Origin of the sequence: Pseudoponticoccus marisrubri (assembly GCF_001482405.1) — a bacterium.
GTDB lineage: Bacteria > Pseudomonadota > Alphaproteobacteria > Rhodobacterales > Rhodobacteraceae > Pseudoponticoccus > Pseudoponticoccus marisrubri.
In genome coordinates this window covers 1-17,187 of the sequence record NZ_LPXO01000027.1, presented here as the reverse complement: position 1 = coordinate 17,187, position 17,187 = coordinate 1, and the positions used below count along the sequence as shown (strand labels likewise).

The following is a 17,187-nucleotide window of genomic DNA, read 5'->3' as shown; positions in this document are numbered from 1 at the left end:
CGATCTCCTCCGGCTTGTGTCTCTTCTGTCCCATTCGTTCGTCCTCCATCTGGCTCGAAAGCCTACCTCAGGAAGGACCACTTTTCTGGGGGCAGACCAACTCTTTCCATTAGGCCCCCCTGATCTTTCTGTCTTCAGTCAGGAACAGAAGCTTGTCTTGGTACTAGATGGATTGGATGAGCTTTCTGGCGGTGGAGAAGCAGCCCTTCAGGCAAGCCTGCAATTGGTTGAGAGTCTTCAGAGTTGGCTCGATCAAATGAACGCGCGTTCCGTTGGCACGTTAGGTCTTGTTGTAGGGCGCAACCTAACCGCGAACCGTGCTGAAACCCAACTTGGCTTGGCACCCCATCAATCCTTGGAGTTGCTCCCTTACGTCGTGAAGCAGCGAGGAATGCTAGGTGATCGAACATTTATATGGAGAGATCAGCGCCAAGATTGGTGGAAGAATTGGGCTGCACTGAATCCATCAGTAGGCGATCAACTTCCCACACCGATCTATGGACGTGGCTTGTCCGAAATATCAAGTGAGCCTTTGCTCTTATACATTGTTGCAAGCATAAGGCTATATGAAGAAGAGGGCATAGCTTCACTAGATAGATACAAGACCTATACAACAATTCTTAATCGGGTTATTTCCAATTGGTATAGAAGAGTCGGCAGGTCCGGTGTTTACTTCCCTCATGATGATGATGTCCTGCGCGTGCTTGAACTGATTGCTTGCGCCGCCTGGGCTGACGGAGGAAGGTCTACGAGTCTACAGGCTGTGAAGGAGCTGGCATTTGGAGACAGCGACCTCTCAGCGGGAGTTGATGCAATTGCGAGCGACAAAAGAATTGTCCGCGCGCCACTCGCATTCTATTTGAAGTTTGATGAACAAGGCGAATACAAAAACATTGGCCTTGAATTTAGTCATAAGAGTTTTTGCGAGTTTTTGATTTCACGAAGGTTGGAGCGTCAGTTTCTGATTTCGGCGGAAAGGGGAGCATCTCTCCTCGATGAAGATTACGGAATCTCGACTTCGCCTGGTGGATTTAAGGGCATTAACGAAGAAATTGCTGGCTTTATCGAAGATGCAGCAAGGCATGCATCAGTCAAGGAGAAGTGTCAATTGAGAGCCTACGCAATAGCAAGCATTCAAGATGCTATAAGCTTTAAGTTGCCATTGAACTTCGATCAAGCATCAACAGGTTCAAGTCGGATCCAGCTTTTGGTCCAGGTGGCTCTATCGCTACTCAACGCACTTGGACCTGGGGAGCAGACCTTATTTCCGACCAAGTGGAATTCCGAAGTTGACGCCAAGGATTTACTTGAGATTGTTTTGTCGAGCGCAGACACCAATGGATGGAAATGGAGACACAGATTTACCTCACTCGTTCCTGAAACCCCGAGCTTTTTATCGTCTAGGCTAAAGTTCTTTGATTTCTCGCAGCAATCCCTTGCACAGTGTAGGCTAGTCGGCCTTAATTTTTTCAGCTGTTCTTTTGAAGGATGTGACCTGCGGGGAGCTCATTTTATTGATTGCGTGCTTTCTGGTTGTTCGTTTGAGAAAGCTAACCTTCAGGGGACGTGCTGGAATGGCTCAAATATCTCTGGCGCGAAATTCTCCGACTCACTGATCCAGAGTGCCGACTTTAGTTTTGCAAATGGCATCACCCGAACTCAGTTTGATTCTTGTCAGCACAATGACGAAACGAGAATTCCGTTTTTTTGGCATCGACTCCATTGACCGAATGATCGTTCTTTACTGATTCCGGTGAGTGCGTACCGTCTTTTGTGTTGCGGTTCTTCGGAACACTTCGAGTTCGCCAATTGTCGCAGGGAGCAGACACGCTTGGTTTCGTTGGCTTTCGCGCATGTACGTCTGATCGATGATTCAACTTGAAAACCTAGCTGTTGGGTTGCCAACACGGAGCAAACCGCCTCAGGAGGTTCGCTCCCCATGCCCAACGACATCACCTTCGCACCGCCCGCCGACACGCTCAGCACCGATGAGCGGCTGGCGGAACTGGCCGCCATCCTCGCCGGCGCCATCGCGCGCACCATCCCACCGGAAACGAACCAGAAATCTTCGCTCGACGGAGACAGTTCGCTGGACATCCTCGCCCTGAGACGCCGTCGTCGGAGACAGGTTCGCAACCGAGTTGGAGATGACGCATGAGGAAAAACGCAAGGAAATCAGGTGCAAGAGCCGCGCTCGGGCCGCAAGCGGCGGGGATCGACGTCCTGGCCGAACTGGCGGCACTGAAAGCGATGACGGTGCCTGAGTTGCAGGAGAAGTGGCAGGCCATCTTCGGGGAGCGTGCGCCGAACGCCAGCCGCGGCAACCTCGAGCTTCGGCTCGGCTACCGGATCCAGGAACTGGCCCATGGCGGGCTACGCCGGGAGACGCGCCGGACGCTTGATGCGCTGGCCGACGAGGTCATGAGCGGCAAGCTGGGTGGTATGGTGGCGGACCCGCGCAAACCCGCCCCCGGCACGAAGCTGGTCCGCGAGTGGGGCGGCGAAGAGCACATGGTCACCGTTCTGGCGGACGGCTTCGAATGGCAGGGCCGGCGCTTCAAGTCGCTCTCGGCCGCCGTGCGCGCGATCACCGGTGCGCACTGGAATGGTTGGCGCTTCTTTGGCCTCGACCAGACCGGGGGCGCCCGATGACCAGAAAGACCCAGACCGAACCGGCGCGCAGGCTGCGCTGCGCCATCTACACGCGCAAGTCGAGCGAGGAAGGGCTAGACATGGAGTTCAACAGCCTCGACGCGCAGCGCGAGGCCTGCGAGGCCTACATCGCCAGCCAGCGCGCGGAGGGCTGGGCGTGTCTACGCGAACGCTACGACGACGGCGGGGTCTCCGGAGGCACGCTGGACCGCCCCGCGCTCAAGCAGCTGATCGCCGATGTCGAGGACGGGCTGATAGACGTGGTCGTGGTCTACAAGATCGACCGTCTCAGCCGCGCACTGATGGACTTCTCGAAACTGGTCGAGATCTTCGACCGCTATGGCGTCACCTTCGTCTCGGTCACGCAATCCTTCAACACGACCACGTCCATGGGCCGCCTGACGCTGAACATCCTGCTTAGCTTCGCCCAGTTCGAGCGCGAGGTGATCGGTGAGCGGATCCGCGACAAGGTCGCCGCCTCCAAGAAGAAGGGCATGTGGATGGGCGGCTACGTGCCGCTCGGCTACGACGTGGTCGACCGCAAGCTGATCGTGAACGAGGCCGAGGCCGCGCAGGTCCGCACCTTGTTCGAGCTCTTCGCGCGGTCGGATTCCACAGCGGCCGTGATCCGGGAGCTGAACGCCCGCGGCATCCGCTCCAAGCGCGGCAGGCCCATCGATCGCGGGGCGCTCTACAAGCTGCTACACAACTGCCTCTACCGCGGCGAGATCACCCACAAGGGCGAGACCTATCCCGTCATGCACGAGCCCATCGTCGATGCGGAGTTGTGGGACGCGGCACATGCCGTGCTGTCTGGAAACCGGAACCAGCGCGCCGGGCGCACCCGAAGCACCGAGCCGGCGCTGCTGCGCGGCTTGATCTTCACGAAGACCGGCGCCGCGATGACCCCGCACCACACGAAGAAGGGCAACAAGCGGTATTGCTACTATGTCTCGATGGACGTGATCCAGAAGCGGCCCACCGCCGAGCTTCGCGGGCCCCAGCGGCTCCCGCGGCCATGGTCGAGGAAGCGGTCATCGGTGAGATCCGGCGGCTGCTGCGCACGCCGGAGATCATCGCGCGTACCGCCCGCGCCCTGAAGAAGGAGCGGCCCGACCTCAACGAGGGCACCGTGACCGCGGCGCTCACGCAGTTCGACGATCTGTGGAAGGCGCTGATCCCGGCCGAGCAGGCCCGCGTCGTTCAGCTGCTCGTGGCGCGCGTGACTGTGGGCGAGGACGGGATCGACATCGACCTGCGCCACGATGGGCTCGGCGCGCTGGCGAGTCTGATGACGCCGGCGCAGGAGGACGCCGCCTGATGGCCGCGAACGACACCATCCGCGTCCACATCCCGCTCACGGTCCGCAAACGCGGTGGGCGGCCGCGCATCCTGCCGCCTCGTGACATCGAGACGTCGCACCCGCCGCCGGGACAGGACCCCCGCGTGCTGCGCGCCATCGGCCGGGCATGGGCATGGCGGAAGCGCATGGAGCGCGGTGAGGTCAGCACGATCGCCGATCTCGCAGCCGAGGAAGGCATCTCCGACCGCTATGTCAGCCGCCTGTTGCGCCTCGCATGGCTGTCTCCGGACGTCCTCGAGCGGCTGGTCGTGCGCCGCGAGCCCTGCGCGATCAGCCTCTACGACCTGTGCTTCGTGGCCTCTCTGCCGTGGAACGAGCAGGCGGCGCGGGTGTTCGACTGACGGTCAGTGGAAGCTGGCCTGAAACGACGTCGGCGTCAGCGAGACATGCGCATCGAGCGGCGGGTAAAGCTCGAACGCCCTCGGCTCGCGCGAGAAATTCCACATCCGGAAGAGGCACCACTCCGCGCGCCGCTCGTCGGAGACGGCCAGCTCGTTCCGCGTGATGTGGAAGGGCGTCCGCTCCCAGCCGTTCGTCGTTTTCACCTCGATCAGCCGTGGCCGGCCGTCCGGCGCATAGCTGGCAATGTCGTGGCCCGCCCCATCGCCCTCCTCCTCCGAGACCCAGCGGACCTTGCGCGCCAGATCATCGCGCCCCGCAGCCTTCAACGTGGCGTGCTCATGCGCCAGGACGCGTTCTTCGCCAGCGCGGCCGAGGGCGCGATTGCGCTCGTCCCGGCCCGCCACGTCGAACTTGCGGGCGATGTGCAGCATCTGCTCCAGCTCCTGCGGCGGAGGCTGGTTGGAGAGCGTGGGCGGAGGACCGATCCAGATCTGCGCCGCCTCGCGCATGCCGGTCGTAGGGCGCGTTCCTGGCAAGCGACCCAGCCAGTCCGGATGCAGGTCCAGCCACCGCACCACCGCGTCGACCAGCGTCATCTGGAAATTGAAGGCGGGCTTGTAGCCGGGGATCCAGTCCTCGCCGAGTCCCTTGAGAACCGCGCTGATGTTCTGGTGCTTGAACTCGATCGATCCCTCGGACCGTTCGTTCAGAAGCGGCAGGAGCGCCCGGCGATGCGCGGCCTTGCTGTATCGGCGCCCGGCGATGTCGTCGGCCAACATCGCGAAGTAATCCGCGACGATCAGGTCGTTCTCTTTATCGGTCCAGGGGCCACTCGCCATGCCGCCAGGCTAGAGTCGCGATGTGCGTTTGTCATCAATGGCTTCACTGAGCCCGTCGCCGATTGCTCCGCCACCGCTACGCGCCGTTCTGCCAAGACCCCCATCCGCTGCGCCTCCTACATGTTCGATCTCCGTTCCGCTCGATAGCGATGGAAACAGGGCGCGCAGTTTTGGCGGGGCTGCGAGTCAGGCCATTGGAAAGGCGAGGAAATTTTCGACCGAACCGAAATCGGCGCAGTTCGCCCGACCAGAGACGAGAGGCCATTCAGAGATGGAAATCGCTGTGCGCCGCCGTCTCAGCGGTTCGCACCCATCCGGCAAACCCCTTTGAAAACAGAAGAAACTTCGCCTCGTACGCGCGGCCTGAACGAGTTCGAAAGGGTGATGGTGGCGGAGGTTGTGGGATTCGAACCCACGGAGGGCTTGCACCCTCAACGGTTTTCAAGACCGCCGCATTCGACCACTCTGCCAAACCTCCGGGCCGATCCGGGGATAGACCGGCAGACGCGATTCTGAAAGCCACGGGCCGGGAAAAACTGCCCATGCGGGAACAGCAGGCTTTTCATGTGCCCGGCAAGCGGTTAATCTGCGATCAACCGGGCTTGCGAGACCCGGGCGAGGCAGCATGACATACGAAACCCGCAGATCGGCCCGCCGGCCGGAACGCGGGGACAGCGCGGATAAACCGCGCAGCACATGGCAAGAGGCACGAGATGAGCGGTGATCCGAACAACAATCGCAGCGTCCTGCTGCGCAACTCCGTCGCCGGGATGGCGCTTCTGTCCCTCGCGGCCTGCGCCGACGGGCAGATGCCGGGCTTCCTGAAATCCAAGGAGGGCGGCGGCTCCGAGGTCGTCTCGCGCGCCTCCAGCGACGGGCTGGGCACGGTGACCGAGCGCGACATCGAGGCGCCCGAGATCTTCCAGGCGACCGAAGCCGGGCTCTGGGACGGCCGGCCCTCGCTGGGCGGTGTCTGGGTCGCGCATCCGGATGTCGAGGATCCCGAGCGTGCCATCATCCGCAACGAGCAGAACGGCAAGTTCGTGGTCGGCGCGCTCTTCCGGCGCGAACGCCAATCGCCGGGCCCGCGCCTGCAGGTTTCCTCGGATGCCGCGGCCGCGCTGGGGGTGCTGGCGGGCCAGCCCACCAATCTCGACGTGGTCGCGCTGCGCCGCGAGGAGGTCGCGCCCGAGCCCGCCGCCGTCACCTCCGAGGACGGCGCGCTGGCCGATCAGGCCGTGCCCGCCGCGGCCGAGGTGAGCGAGGGCACGCTGGAGCCGGTCGCCGAGACCAGTGCCGAGACGCCCGATCCGGTGGCCGCCGGCGCCGCCCGCGCGCTCGAGACCGCCGCGCTCGCGCCCGCCACCCCGCGCGCCAGCGCCCCGGCCAAGCCGCAGCCGGCTGCGGCCACCGCGCCCGCGCCGCGCACGCCCGCGCTGGAAAAACCTTTCATCCAGATCGGCATCTTCAGCGTGCAGTCCAATGCCGAGAACACCGCCACGGCGATGCGGCAGGCGGGCATGGTGCCCACGGTCAAGACGCATACCTCGCAGGGCAAGAAATTCTGGCGCGTGGTGGTCGGCCCCGCCCGCACCAAGGACGAGCTCTCGACCCTGCTCAAGACCATCAAGGGCACAGGCTTCACCGACGCCTACGCCGTCACCGACTGATCCGCGCCCGGCCGGCGGGGCTCGGCAGGGCCCCGCGCATCGCGCCGCCCCGGTCGCGTGACAGGCCCCGCCCCATCGGCCATAACGTGGCCCATGCCCGACTCGTCCACGGACCGGAGCCCGATCCCATGACCATCCTGCCCCGCAGCCTCGCCGCCGGCGCGGCGATCCTCGCCCTTGTCGCCTCGACCGCACCCCTGTCGGCTTTCGACACCCGCGCCGAGGCCGCCTTCGTGCTGGACCAGACCACCGGCACCGTGCTTCTGGCCAAGAATGCCGACACCGCCCTGCCCCCGGCCTCGATGTCCAAGCTGATGACGCTCTACATCACCTTCGAGGCGATCCGCGACGGCCGGCTGCGCATGGAGGAACGGCTGCCCGTCTCGGCCCATGCCATGTCCTTCGGCGGCTCGACCATGTTCCTCAACACCCAGGACCGCGTCACGGTCGAGGACCTGCTGCGCGGCATCATCGTGCTTTCGGGCAACGATGCTTGCGTCGTTCTGGCCGAGGCGCTGTCGCCCGACGGAACCGAGGCCGGCTTTGCCCGGCTGATGACCCAGCGCGCCCAGCAGCTGGGCATGACCAACTCGGTCTTCAAGAATGCCTCGGGCTGGCCGGCCGACGGGCACGTGATGTCCATGCGCGACCTGACGCTGCTGGCCACCAAGATCATCGAGGATTTCCCCGAGTTCTACCCGATGTTCGCCGAGCGCCGCTTTGCCTTCGACGGCCGCGCGCCGTCGAACGTGAACAACCGCAACCCGCTCTTGGGCCTCGGCATCGGGGCGGACGGGCTCAAGACCGGCCACACGCAGGAGGCCGGCTACGGGCTCGTGGGCTCGGCCACCAATGGCGACCGGCGGGTGGTCTTCTCGGTCACCGGGCTCGAGACCGAGCGCGTGCGCGCCGAGGAATCCGAGGCCATCGTCAACTGGGCCTTCCGCCAGTTCGCCGAGCAGACCATCGTCACCGAGGGCGACACCGTCACCCAGGCCGAGGTCTGGATGGGCGCCGCCGACCGGGTCGACCTGGTGGCGACACGCGACGTGACCCTGCTGCTGCCCACCATGACGCCCGAGGGTCTCAAGGCCGAGGTGGTCTATACCGGCCCGATCGAGGCGCCGGTCTCCGAGGGCCAGCAGCTGGCCGAGCTGATCATCCAGCCCGAGGGCCTGCCCGAGACGCGCGTGCCGCTGGTGGCGGCGCACAAGGTCGATGCGGGCGGCTTCATGCACCGCATGCTGACCGTCTCGGGCGTGCTGCTCAAGCGGCTGCGCGACGGCTCCGGGGAAGCGATGTGACAGCCCGCGGGCGCTTTCTCAGCTTCGAGGGGATCGACGGCTCGGGCAAGTCCACCCAGGCGCAGCGCCTGGCGCAGAACCTGCGCGCCGCCGGCCACGATGTCGTGCTCACGCGCGAACCCGGTGGCTCGCCCGGGGCCGAGGAGATCCGCGCGCTGGTGCTGCAGGGCGACCCGGCGCGCTGGTCGGCCGAGACCGAGCTGCTGCTCTTCACCGCGGCGCGGCGCGATCACCTGGAACGCACGATCCGCCCCGCGCTGGCCGCCGGCCGCGTGGTGATCTGCGACCGCTTCGCCGACAGCACCCGCATGTACCAGGGCCGCGGCGGGCTGCGCGACACGGTGGACGCGCTGCACCGGCTGATGATCGGGATCGAGCCCGACCTCACCCTGCTCATCGACATGGATCCCGAGGCCGCGCTGGGCCGCGCCAAGGCCCGCGCCACGGCCGAGGAACGGTTCGAGGATTTCGGCCTGCCCCTGCAGCAGCAGATGCGCGAAGGCTTCCTCGCTCTCGCGCAGGAATGCCCCGACCGCATCGCCGTGATCGACGGCAACCGCCCGGCCGGGGAGGTCGCCGCCGAGGTTCTGGCCCGGGTGGAGCCCCGCCTGCCATGAGCGCTGCCGACACCCTGCCCCAGCCCGATATCGTCGAGGGCGCGCCGCACCCGCGCGAGACGCTGCAGCTTTTCGGCCAAGAGCCGGCCGAGGCCGAGTTCCTGACCGCCTTCGCCTCGGGCCGGCTGCATCATGGCTGGCTGCTGACCGGGCCGCGCGGCGTGGGCAAGGCGACCCTGGCCTGGCGCATCGCGCGCTTCCTGCTGGCCACGCCCGACCCGCAGGAGAATGACGGGCTGTTCGGCGCCCCGCCACCGCCCGAGACGCTTGAAATCGCGCCGGATCACCCGGTGGCGCGCCGCGTGCAGGCGCTCTCCGAGCCCGGCCTCTTCCTGCTGCGCCGCGGCCCCACCGACAAGGGCGACCGGCTGGCCGACCAGATCCGCGTCGCCGAGGTGCGCAAGCTCAAGAACTTCTTCGCGCTCTCCTCCGCCGATGGCGGGCGCCGCGTGGTGATCGTCGATTCCGCCGACGAGCTGAACCCCAACGCCGCCAATGCCATCCTGAAGCTGCTGGAAGAGCCCCCCGCCCGCACCACGCTGCTGCTGATCAGCCACCAGCCCGCCCGGCTGCTGCCGACGATCCGCTCGCGCTGCCGCGCGCTGCGCCTCGCCCCGCTCGGGCCCGATGACATGTCGCGCGCGCTGGCCGAGGCGGGCACCGAACCCGAGGACCGCGACCTGCAGGCGCTGGCCGCGCTGGCCGACGGCTCTGTCGGGGCCGCGCTGCGCCTGTTGCACCAGGACGGGATCGCGCTCTACCGCGAGATCCTGTCGCTCATGGCCACCCTGCCCGCGCTCGACAGGCCGCGCCTGCTGGCGCTCTCGGACAGCTGTGCCGGGCGCGGCAAGGAGGCGCGGCGCGACCTGCTGCTTGGCCTGACCGACCTGCTGACCGCGCGGTTGGCGCGGGCCGGCGTCACCGGCGCCCCGCCCGCCTTCGAGGCCGCCCCGGGGGAGGCCGAGCTGCTCGCCCGTCTCTCGCCCGACCCGCAGGCCGGACGCCGCTGGGCCACGCTGGCGCAAACCGCCGGCGATCGCGCCCGCCACGCCCGCGCCGTCAATGTCGACCCCGCCGCGATGGTGACCGATCTCTTCCTGCACCTGCAAACCGGCGCCTGACACCGCCCCGACACGGCCAAAACCCGGGCACTGCGCGCGGCCCTTTCATCTTTCCGAAAATACTCCGGGGGGTCGCCGCAGGCGACGGGGCGGAGCCCCTCCCCGGGCCCCGCCCGCGCAGACCGGCAAAATGACGAAAGGACCGCCCGAAACGTCCGAAACGGGCAGGCCGGCTCAGACCACCCCGCCCTCGATCAGCCGAGCGGCCAGCCGACCATAGGCCTCGGACATGGGCCCGTCTCCCAGCGCCACAGGCGCGCCGCCATCGCCGCCCAGCCGCGTGTCGAGATCGATGGGCAGCTGCGCCAGCAGCGGCAGGCCCAGCTTCTCGGCCTCGGCCGCCACGCCACCCGCGCCGAAGATATGGCTGTCCTTGCCGCAATGCGGGCAGGTGAAGACGGCCATGTTCTCGATCAGCCCCAGGACCGGCGTCTTGAGCGTGTTGAACGCATCCAGCGCCTTGCGCGCGTCCAGCAGGGCCACGTCCTGCGGGGTCGAGACCACGATCGCGCCCGCCACCTCCGAGCGCTGGCAGAGCGTCAGCTGCACATCGCCCGTGCCCGGCGGCAGATCCACGATCAGCACGTCCAAATTGCCCCAGTTCACCTGCATCAGCATCTGCTGCAGCGCGCCCATCAACATCGGTCCGCGCCAGACCACCGCCTTGTCGGCCTCCATCATGGACCCGATCGACATGACCGTCACGCCATGCGCGTGCAGCGGCTCGATGATCTTGCCGTCGGGGCTGGCCGGCTTCTTGGTCAGCCCGAACATGCGCGGCTGCGAGGGGCCGTGGATATCGGCATCCAGCAGCCCCACTTTCTTGCCGGCCCGTGCCAGCGCCACGGCCAGGTTCGAGGAGACGGTCGATTTGCCCACGCCCCCCTTACCCGAGCCCACGGCGAGGATGGTGCGCACGCCGGCGGGCTTCATCGGCCCCTCCTGCGGCTTGGGATGCCCGCCCACCTTCAGGCTGGGCGCGGCCCCCGAGGGCGCGCCTTGCGCCTTGGTCGGCCCGTGCGCGGTCAGCGCCACCTGCACGTCGCGCACGCCCTCCACGGTGGCGACGCCGCGCTCGGCGGCCTGGCGCAGCGGCTCCATCCGCTTGGCCATCTCGGCATCCGGCGCCTCGATCACGAAGCGCACCGCGCCGCCCTCGACGCGCAGCGCTCGAATCATGTCCCTTGAAATCAGGTTTCCGCCATCGGGCAGTTCCAGCCGTTCCAGTACCGCCTTCACCGCGCTTGTGAGATCGCTCATGCCCGTCCTCCGTTCATATGCCGGTTTTTGCAGCAATGCCCTCGGGTCAACTCAACCGCAAGCGCTATTCCTGCCGGTTTTCCTAGCGTAAGTGCACAGAAATTCTAACCTTTTCCCATGCGTTCTCTGCATAGCAGCATTGCCGGTCGGGCCATTGTGCACCTGCAGCATTTGCCCCATGTTTAGCGCAACCACGGAAACGTAGCGAAGAGGCACGAGACAATGGCATATGCATCCAATGCATCCGCTCCGGCCCAAAGCGGTCTGGCCGCCCGCATCAACAACATCGTCGCGGACCTGCGCGCCCGCTCGGCGCGCCGCAAGGTGTACAACCAGACATATCGCGAGCTGCAGTCGCTCAGCAACCGGGAACTGGCCGATCTGGGCCTGAGCCGGAGCGAGATCCGCCGCGTCGCATACCAGGCCGCCTTCGAGGCCTGAGAGTTCGGAAAGGGCACTCCTCCTCCCAGCCCTTTTCGTGACGGGTGATTGCATCTCTCCTCCTCCCTGATGCGATTGCCCAAAGACAGGGGGCCTTCCGGCCCCGACCATGCCCGGTCCCTCTCCTCCTCCCTGGGGCCGACATGACAGCGGCGGCGCCTCTCCTCCTCCCTGGCGTCGCCGCACAAGTTTCCGGAGCCCGAGTGCTCCACCAGAATGTTGGGTCCCGCTCCTCCTCCCTGGGACCGACATGAAAGCGGCGGCGCCTCTCCTCCTCCCTGGCGTCGCCGCACAAGTTTCCCGGAGCCGATGTGCTCCACCAGAATGTTGGGTCCCTCTCCTCCTCCCTGGGACCGACATGACAGCGGCGGCGCCTCTCCTCCTCCCTGGCGTCGCCGCACCAGTTTCCGGAGCCCGAGTGCTCCACCAGAATGTTGGGTCCCGCTCCTCCTCCCTGGGACCGACATGACAGCGGCGGCGCCTCTCCTCCTCCCTGGCGTCGCCGCACCAGTTTCCCGGAGCCCATGTGCTCCACCAGAATGTTGGGTCCCGCTCCTCCTCCCTGGGACCGACATGACAGCGGCGGCGCCTCTCCTCCTCCCTGGCGTCGCCGCACCAGTTTCCGGAGCCCCTCTCCTCCTCCCTGGGGCGTCCGAGACCTGCCCGCGATGCGCCCGGCGTGTCGCGGGCATTTTTTGTCCCCCCCGCCCCGGTCACGCCGCCTCGTCACGCCGCGGATCAGGTCGCCGTGCGGCGTCCCGCCCTTCCCCTTGGCAAAGCGTTTCGGTACAGGGACACAAAGACCGAAGAGGATCGCCCGATGCCGCTGGAAAAGACCTTTGACGCCAAAGAGGCCGAACCCCGCCTGACCGCGGACTGGATCGCCAAGGGCGCCTTCCGCGCCGGTGCCAACAAGCGCCGCGATGACAGTTTCTGCGTCATGATCCCGCCGCCCAACGTGACCGGCGCGCTGCATGTGGGCCATGCGTTCAACAACACGCTGCAGGACATCCTGGTGCGCTGGCACCGGATGCGCGGCTTTGACACGCTCTGGCAGCCCGGACAGGACCATGCGGGCATCGCCACGCAGCTGCAGGTCGAGAAGATGCTGGCCGCGCAGGGCGAGAAGGGCCGGCGCGAGCTGGGCCGCGAGAAGTTCCTGGAGAAGGTCTGGGAATGGAAGGGCAAGTATGGCGGCACGATCGTCAACCAGCTGCAGCGGCTGGGCTGCTCCTGCGACTGGGACCGCAACGCCTTCACCATGGCCGGCGCGCCAGGCGATCCGCGCACCGGGCACGAGAATTCGCCCGATTTCCACGACGCGGTGATCCGCGTCTTCGTCGACATGTACGACAAGGGCCTGATCTACCGCGGCAAGCGGCTGGTCAACTGGGACCCGCATTTCGAGACCGCGATCTCGGATCTCGAGGTCGAGAATATCGAGACGCCGGGCCATATGTGGCATTTCAAGTACCCTTTGGCGAACGGAGCGACATATGAGTATTTGGAGAAAGATGAAAGCGGCGCGGTGATTTTCCGCGAGACGCGCGACTACATCTCGATCGCCACAACGCGCCCCGAGACCATGCTGGGCGACGGCGCCGTCGCGGTGCACCCGTCGGATGAGCGCTATGCGCCCATCGTCGGCCAGCTCTGCGAGATCCCGGTCGGGCCCAAGGAGCATCGTCGCCTGATCCCGATCATCACCGACGAGTACCCCGATCCCGCGTTCGGCTCGGGCGCGGTCAAGATCACCGGCGCGCACGATTTCAACGACTACCAGGTGGCCAAGCGCGGCGGCATTCCCATGTACCGGCTGATGGACATGGCCGGCTACATGCGCGAGGACGGCGCGCCCTATGCCGAGGCCGCCGCCACCGCGCAGCAGGTGGCGCAGGGCAAGCGCGAGCTGAGCGAGGCCGAGGCTGACCTGCTGAACCTCGTCCCCGATCATCTGCGCGGGCTGGACCGGTTCGAGGCGCGCAAGCGCGTGGTCGAGGAGATCACCGCAGAAGGGCTGGCCGTGATGACCGTGGCCAGCGACCCCCGGCTGGGCAAATCGGCGCAGAAACCCGTGGCGCCGGAAGAAGGCGGCGAGGCGCGCACCGAGGAAGAGAGCCTTGTGCCGCTGGTCGAAGCCAAGCCCATCATGCAGCCCTTCGGCGACCGCTCCAAGGTGGTGATCGAGCCGATGCTGACCGACCAGTGGTTCGTCGATGCCGAGAAGGTCGTGGGCCCGGCGCTGGACGCCGTGCGCAATGGCGAGATCACCATCATCCCCGAGGCCGGCGAGAAGACTTATTACCACTGGCTGGAAAACATCGAGCCGTGGTGCATCTCGCGCCAGCTTTGGTGGGGGCACCAGATCCCGGTCTGGTACGTGCCCGGCGAGGAGGACTGGTTCCCGGTCTGCGCCGCCTCCGAGGAGGAGGCGCTGGAGAAGGCGCGGCTGATGTATCCCGAGGGCACCGAGTTCCGCATCGTGGAGGACATGGCCGAGGCGGGCCGCGTGCTGGAAGAGGCCCGCAAGCACATGGACGTGGCCAACGAGGGCACGATCCGCACCTTCGACGCGCCCATGCAGCTGCCCATGTTCCGCGACCCCGACGTGCTGGACACCTGGTTCAGCTCGGGGCTCTGGCCCATCGGCACGCTGGGCTGGCCCGGCGACACCGAGGAGATGCGGCGCTATTTCCCGACCGATGTGCTCATCACCGGGTTCGACATCCTGTTCTTCTGGGTCGCCCGGATGATCATGATGCAATATGCCGTGGTCGACCAGAAACCCTTCCACACGGTCTACCTGCACCAGCTTGTCCGCGACGAGAAGGGCAAGAAGATGTCCAAGACCACGGGCAACGTGATCGACCCGCTGGAGATCGTCGACGAGTATGGCGCCGATGCGCTGCGTTTCACCAACGCCTCCATGGCCTCGATCGGCGGGGTCCTGAAGCTCTCGGTGGACCGCATCGCCGGCTATCGCAATTTCGGCACCAAGCTGTGGAATGCCTGCCGCTTCGCCGAGATGAACGAGGTCTTTGCCCATCACGAGACGGCGCGCGATGCCGCGTGGGTCGTGCCCGCGCAGCAGACCGTGAACCGCTGGATCGTGGGCGAGACTGCCCGCGTGCGCGAGACGGTGGATGCGGCGCTGGCCGAGTACCGGTTCAACGACGCGGCCAACGCGCTTTACGCCTTTGTCTGGGGCAAGGTCTGCGACTGGTACGTGGAGTTCTCCAAGCCGCTCTTCGCCTCCGAGGACCCGGCCGTGGTGACCGAGACCCGCGCCACCATGGCCTGGGTGCTGGACCAGTGCCTGATCCTGCTGCACCCGATCATGCCCTTCATCACCGAAGAGCTGTGGGGCACGCTGGGCCAGCGGGACGGGATGCTCGTCCATGCCGACTGGCCGACCCACGGTGCTGCCGATTGCGTCGATCCCAAGGCCGATGCCGAGATGTCCTGGGTGATCGCGCTGATCGAGGGCGTGCGCTCGGCCCGGGCGCAGATGCATGTGCCCGCCGGGCTCTACGTGCCGACACTGGTCACCGGTCTGGGCGCCGACGAGCGTGCGGCATGGGAGCGGAACGCTGTGCTGATCAATCGTCTTGCCCGGATCGAGGACATCCAGGAGGTGGGCAGCTTCCCCAAGGGCTGCATCACCATCCCCGTGGGTGATGCGACCTTCGCGCTGCCGCTGGCCGAGATCATCGACGTGGACGCAGAGGTCGCCCGGCTGGAGAAGACGCTGGGCAAGCTCGCCAAGGAGATCGGCGGCCTCAAGGGGCGGCTGAACAATCCCAAATTCGTCGAAAGCGCGCCTGAAGAGGTGGTCGAGGAGACCCGCGGCAATCTCGCGGCTCGCGAGGCGGACGAGGCCAAGCTGCGCGACGCGCTGGCCCGGCTGGCCGAGATCGGCTGACCCCTCCCCTCCCCGCGGTGCCAGGCCGCGGGGAGACGCGCCTCACGCGCGCCAGAAGCGCAGGGTGAAGAGCGCGAAGACCACCAGCAGCTCCAGCCGGCCCAGCACCATGGCGAAGATGAGGATCCATTTCGCCGTATCACCCAGCGTCGCGAAATTGCCGGCCGGCCCGATCTTGTCGCCCAGCCCTGGGCCGATATTGCCAAGCGCCGCCGCCGCTCCCGAGAGCGAGGTGATGAAATCCTCGCCCGTCAGGCTCAACGCCACGGCAAACACTCCCAGCGACACGACGAAGAAGACGAAGAAGGACATGACCGAGCCGATCACGTCCGGCCCCACCGGCTTGCCCTGGTAGCGCACCGAGAAGACGCCATGCGGCGCACGGATGCGGCGTAGCTGAACCGCGATCGAAGCGAAGAGCAGCTGGTAGCGGAAGACCTTGACCGAGCAGGCGGTCGATCCCGCGCAGCCCCCGATCAGCCCGACGAAGAAGAACATCGCCACCATGAACGGGCCCCAGAGCATGTAGTTCGCGCTGGCATAACCCGTGCCCGAGATGATCGAGGTGATGTTGAACAGCGCCTGGCGAAAGGCCTGCTCGGCCGGCGCGGGGACGGCATTTATCAAGGTGAGCGCGGTGATCAGCGTCAGCGCCGAGACCATGACCACGAAGACCAGCACCTGGCTGTCGCGGAACAGCACCCAGCGCGCCCCGCCCACCATCTGGACGTAGCGCACGAAGGGCAGCGCCGCGAGGATCATGAAGACCGCGGCGACATATTCTGCCGGCCCGCTGAACGCCCCGAAGGAGGCGTCGTAATTGGCAAATCCCCCGGTGGCGACAGTCGTCATCGCATGGACCGTGGCATCGAAGGCCCCCATCCCCGTCAGCATGTAGCAGATCGCACAGACCAGCGTCAGGAAGACGTAGATCGACGAGATCGAGGAAGAGATCTGCGTCGCCCGAGGCAGGATCTTGCCCATCGTGTCAAAGGCTTCGGAGCGGAAGATTTGCATGCCGCCGACCCGCAGTTCGGGCAGGAAGACCATGGCCACGACAATGATCCCGATCCCGCCCAGCCATTGCAGGATGCCCCGCCAGAGCAGGATCCCCTTGGGCAGCGTCTCGAGATCGCTGAGCACCGTGGAGCCCGTCGTCGTCAGCCCCGACATGGCCTCGAAATAGGCATCGGTGAAGGAGCTGGTGGTGCCCGCCAGCATGAACGGAATGGCCCCGAAGAGCGGCAGCGCGACCCAGACCATGGTCGTCAGCAGGAATGTCTGCTGCAGCGTCAGCCCCTTCTTCACTGCGTTGGCGCATGCTGTTGCGATGAGTGTACCTGCGAGGATTGTGATTGCGGCGCTTTCGAGGAAGACGTGCCATTGTCCGCGCTGTTCTGCGAGATCGACGATGAGCGGAATGATCATGGTACCCCCGAGGCATGCGAGGAGGAGTCCGATGACGTATGCGACGGGTCTGATATCGATCATGCAGGAGGGTTGTCGCCGGGCCGAGCGGGTGTCAAGCTTGGTTTTCGGGGTGGTGTTTTTGTGTTTTGAACGTCAAAAGGCCCCGCCAGTTTTTCTGGCGGGGCCTTTTGTTTTGTTTGTTTTTTATCGTATTGAGAGTGTTTTCTTGGTTCTTACTAGGTTTGG

The 17,187-nt window shown here is 65.6% G+C and carries 16 protein-coding genes and 1 tRNA gene; 13 read left to right on the top strand and 4 right to left on the bottom strand.

Annotation, left to right across the window (positions count from 1 at the left end; genetic code table 11):
• From AVJ23_RS22445 to AVJ23_RS21460, 6 genes are all read left to right on the top strand, one after another.
• Window positions 1-1,726 (top strand): pentapeptide repeat-containing protein (locus AVJ23_RS22445; RefSeq protein WP_205626901.1); only part of this gene is annotated, 1,726 nt, incomplete at its 5' end.
• 213 nt (window positions 1,727-1,939) lie between these two features.
• Window positions 1,940-2,158 carry a hypothetical protein gene (locus tag AVJ23_RS21475; RefSeq protein ID WP_058864289.1) on the top strand — a complete coding sequence of 73 codons (219 nt, stop codon included), beginning with the start codon at window positions 1,940-1,942 and terminating at the stop codon, window positions 2,156-2,158.
• Complete coding sequence (locus AVJ23_RS21470; RefSeq protein WP_084794865.1) at window positions 2,155-2,652, top strand: DUF2924 domain-containing protein; 498 nt, start codon at window positions 2,155-2,157, stop codon at window positions 2,650-2,652. Before AVJ23_RS21475 ends, AVJ23_RS21470 begins: the two co-directional genes overlap by 4 nt.
• A complete protein-coding gene (locus AVJ23_RS21465; RefSeq protein WP_367576947.1) occupies window positions 2,649-3,752 on the top strand; it encodes a recombinase family protein in 1,104 nt (367 codons plus the stop codon). The genes AVJ23_RS21470 and AVJ23_RS21465 overlap by 4 nt, the downstream gene beginning before the upstream one ends.
• A complete protein-coding gene (locus AVJ23_RS23605; protein ID WP_367576946.1) occupies window positions 3,671-3,973 on the top strand; it encodes a hypothetical protein in 303 nt (100 codons plus the stop codon). Before AVJ23_RS21465 ends, AVJ23_RS23605 begins: the two co-directional genes overlap by 82 nt.
• On the top strand, window positions 3,973-4,356 hold the full coding sequence (locus AVJ23_RS21460; protein ID WP_058864287.1) for a hypothetical protein: 384 nt from the start codon (window positions 3,973-3,975) through the stop codon (window positions 4,354-4,356). The genes AVJ23_RS23605 and AVJ23_RS21460 overlap by 1 nt, the downstream gene beginning before the upstream one ends.
• Before the next feature lie 3 nt (window positions 4,357-4,359).
• Here AVJ23_RS21460 and AVJ23_RS21455 read toward each other — a convergent pair whose 3' ends face one another.
• Window positions 4,360-5,196, bottom strand: coding sequence for a protein NO VEIN domain-containing protein (locus tag AVJ23_RS21455; protein WP_058864286.1), 837 nt, complete (start codon window positions 5,194-5,196; stop codon window positions 4,360-4,362).
• Window positions 5,197-5,584: 388 nt separating this feature from the next.
• Window positions 5,585-5,674, bottom strand: a tRNA-Ser gene (locus AVJ23_RS21450).
• A 235-nt stretch (window positions 5,675-5,909) separates the two neighbouring features.
• Between AVJ23_RS21450 and AVJ23_RS21445 the strand changes: the two genes are divergently transcribed.
• From AVJ23_RS21445 to AVJ23_RS21430, 4 genes are all read left to right on the top strand, one after another.
• On the top strand, window positions 5,910-6,866 hold the full coding sequence (locus AVJ23_RS21445) for an SPOR domain-containing protein (RefSeq protein ID WP_058864285.1): 957 nt from the start codon (window positions 5,910-5,912) through the stop codon (window positions 6,864-6,866).
• Between the two features lie 128 nt (window positions 6,867-6,994).
• Window positions 6,995-8,170: a D-alanyl-D-alanine carboxypeptidase family protein gene (locus AVJ23_RS21440; protein ID WP_058864284.1), complete on the top strand. Its 1,176-nt coding sequence runs from the start codon at window positions 6,995-6,997 to the stop codon at window positions 8,168-8,170.
• Complete coding sequence (gene tmk, locus AVJ23_RS21435) at window positions 8,167-8,787, top strand: dTMP kinase (protein ID WP_058864283.1); 621 nt, start codon at window positions 8,167-8,169, stop codon at window positions 8,785-8,787. The genes AVJ23_RS21440 and tmk overlap by 4 nt, the downstream gene beginning before the upstream one ends.
• A complete protein-coding gene (locus tag AVJ23_RS21430; protein ID WP_058864282.1) occupies window positions 8,784-9,908 on the top strand; it encodes a DNA polymerase III subunit delta' in 1,125 nt (374 codons plus the stop codon). The genes tmk and AVJ23_RS21430 overlap by 4 nt, the downstream gene beginning before the upstream one ends.
• 174 nt (window positions 9,909-10,082) lie before the next feature.
• Here AVJ23_RS21430 and AVJ23_RS21425 read toward each other — a convergent pair whose 3' ends face one another.
• On the bottom strand, window positions 10,083-11,168 hold the full coding sequence (locus tag AVJ23_RS21425) for an Mrp/NBP35 family ATP-binding protein (RefSeq protein ID WP_058864281.1): 1,086 nt from the start codon (window positions 11,166-11,168) through the stop codon (window positions 10,083-10,085).
• A gap of 222 nt (window positions 11,169-11,390) precedes the next feature.
• Between AVJ23_RS21425 and AVJ23_RS21420 the strand changes: the two genes are divergently transcribed.
• Window positions 11,391-11,609, top strand: a complete 219-nt coding sequence (locus tag AVJ23_RS21420) for a DUF1127 domain-containing protein (protein ID WP_058864280.1) — start codon at window positions 11,391-11,393, stop codon at window positions 11,607-11,609.
• Window positions 11,610-12,429: 820 nt separating this feature from the next.
• Window positions 12,430-15,531, top strand: a complete 3,102-nt coding sequence (locus AVJ23_RS21415; protein WP_058864279.1) for a valine--tRNA ligase — start codon at window positions 12,430-12,432, stop codon at window positions 15,529-15,531.
• Between the two features lie 42 nt (window positions 15,532-15,573).
• On the opposite strand, the gene AVJ23_RS21410 is transcribed toward AVJ23_RS21415, so the two are convergent.
• On the bottom strand, window positions 15,574-17,022 hold the full coding sequence (locus tag AVJ23_RS21410) for a TrkH family potassium uptake protein (RefSeq protein ID WP_058864278.1): 1,449 nt from the start codon (window positions 17,020-17,022) through the stop codon (window positions 15,574-15,576).
• Here AVJ23_RS21410 and AVJ23_RS23215 point away from each other — a divergent pair.
• The coding region (locus AVJ23_RS23215; protein ID WP_205626902.1) for a hypothetical protein at window positions 16,991-17,187 on the top strand (197 nt) is incomplete at its 3' end. The two genes, AVJ23_RS21410 and AVJ23_RS23215, sit on opposite strands and share 32 nt — an antisense overlap.

Bases quoted from the DNA above. Each gene is read 5' to 3' on its own strand.
- AVJ23_RS21460 (WP_058864287.1), top strand. From the start codon at position 3,973: ATGGCCGCGAACGACACCATCCGCGTCCACATCCCGCTCACGGTCCGC.
- AVJ23_RS23605 (WP_367576946.1), top strand. From the start codon at position 3,671: ATGGTCGAGGAAGCGGTCATCGGTGAGATCCGGCGGCTGCTGCGCACG.
- AVJ23_RS21465 (WP_367576947.1), top strand. From the start codon at position 2,649: ATGACCAGAAAGACCCAGACCGAACCGGCGCGCAGGCTGCGCTGCGCC.
- AVJ23_RS21440 (WP_058864284.1), top strand. From the start codon at position 6,995: ATGACCATCCTGCCCCGCAGCCTCGCCGCCGGCGCGGCGATCCTCGCC.
- AVJ23_RS21430 (WP_058864282.1), top strand. From the start codon at position 8,784: ATGAGCGCTGCCGACACCCTGCCCCAGCCCGATATCGTCGAGGGCGCG.
- AVJ23_RS21420 (WP_058864280.1), top strand. From the start codon at position 11,391: ATGGCATATGCATCCAATGCATCCGCTCCGGCCCAAAGCGGTCTGGCC.
- AVJ23_RS21475 (WP_058864289.1), top strand. From the start codon at position 1,940: ATGCCCAACGACATCACCTTCGCACCGCCCGCCGACACGCTCAGCACC.
- AVJ23_RS21445 (WP_058864285.1), top strand. From the start codon at position 5,910: ATGAGCGGTGATCCGAACAACAATCGCAGCGTCCTGCTGCGCAACTCC.
- AVJ23_RS21470 (WP_084794865.1), top strand. From the start codon at position 2,155: ATGAGGAAAAACGCAAGGAAATCAGGTGCAAGAGCCGCGCTCGGGCCG.
- AVJ23_RS21455 (WP_058864286.1), bottom strand. From the start codon at position 5,196: ATGGCGAGTGGCCCCTGGACCGATAAAGAGAACGACCTGATCGTCGCG.
- AVJ23_RS21425 (WP_058864281.1), bottom strand. From the start codon at position 11,168: ATGAGCGATCTCACAAGCGCGGTGAAGGCGGTACTGGAACGGCTGGAA.
- AVJ23_RS21410 (WP_058864278.1), bottom strand. From the start codon at position 17,022: ATGATCGATATCAGACCCGTCGCATACGTCATCGGACTCCTCCTCGCA.
- AVJ23_RS21415 (WP_058864279.1), top strand. From the start codon at position 12,430: ATGCCGCTGGAAAAGACCTTTGACGCCAAAGAGGCCGAACCCCGCCTG.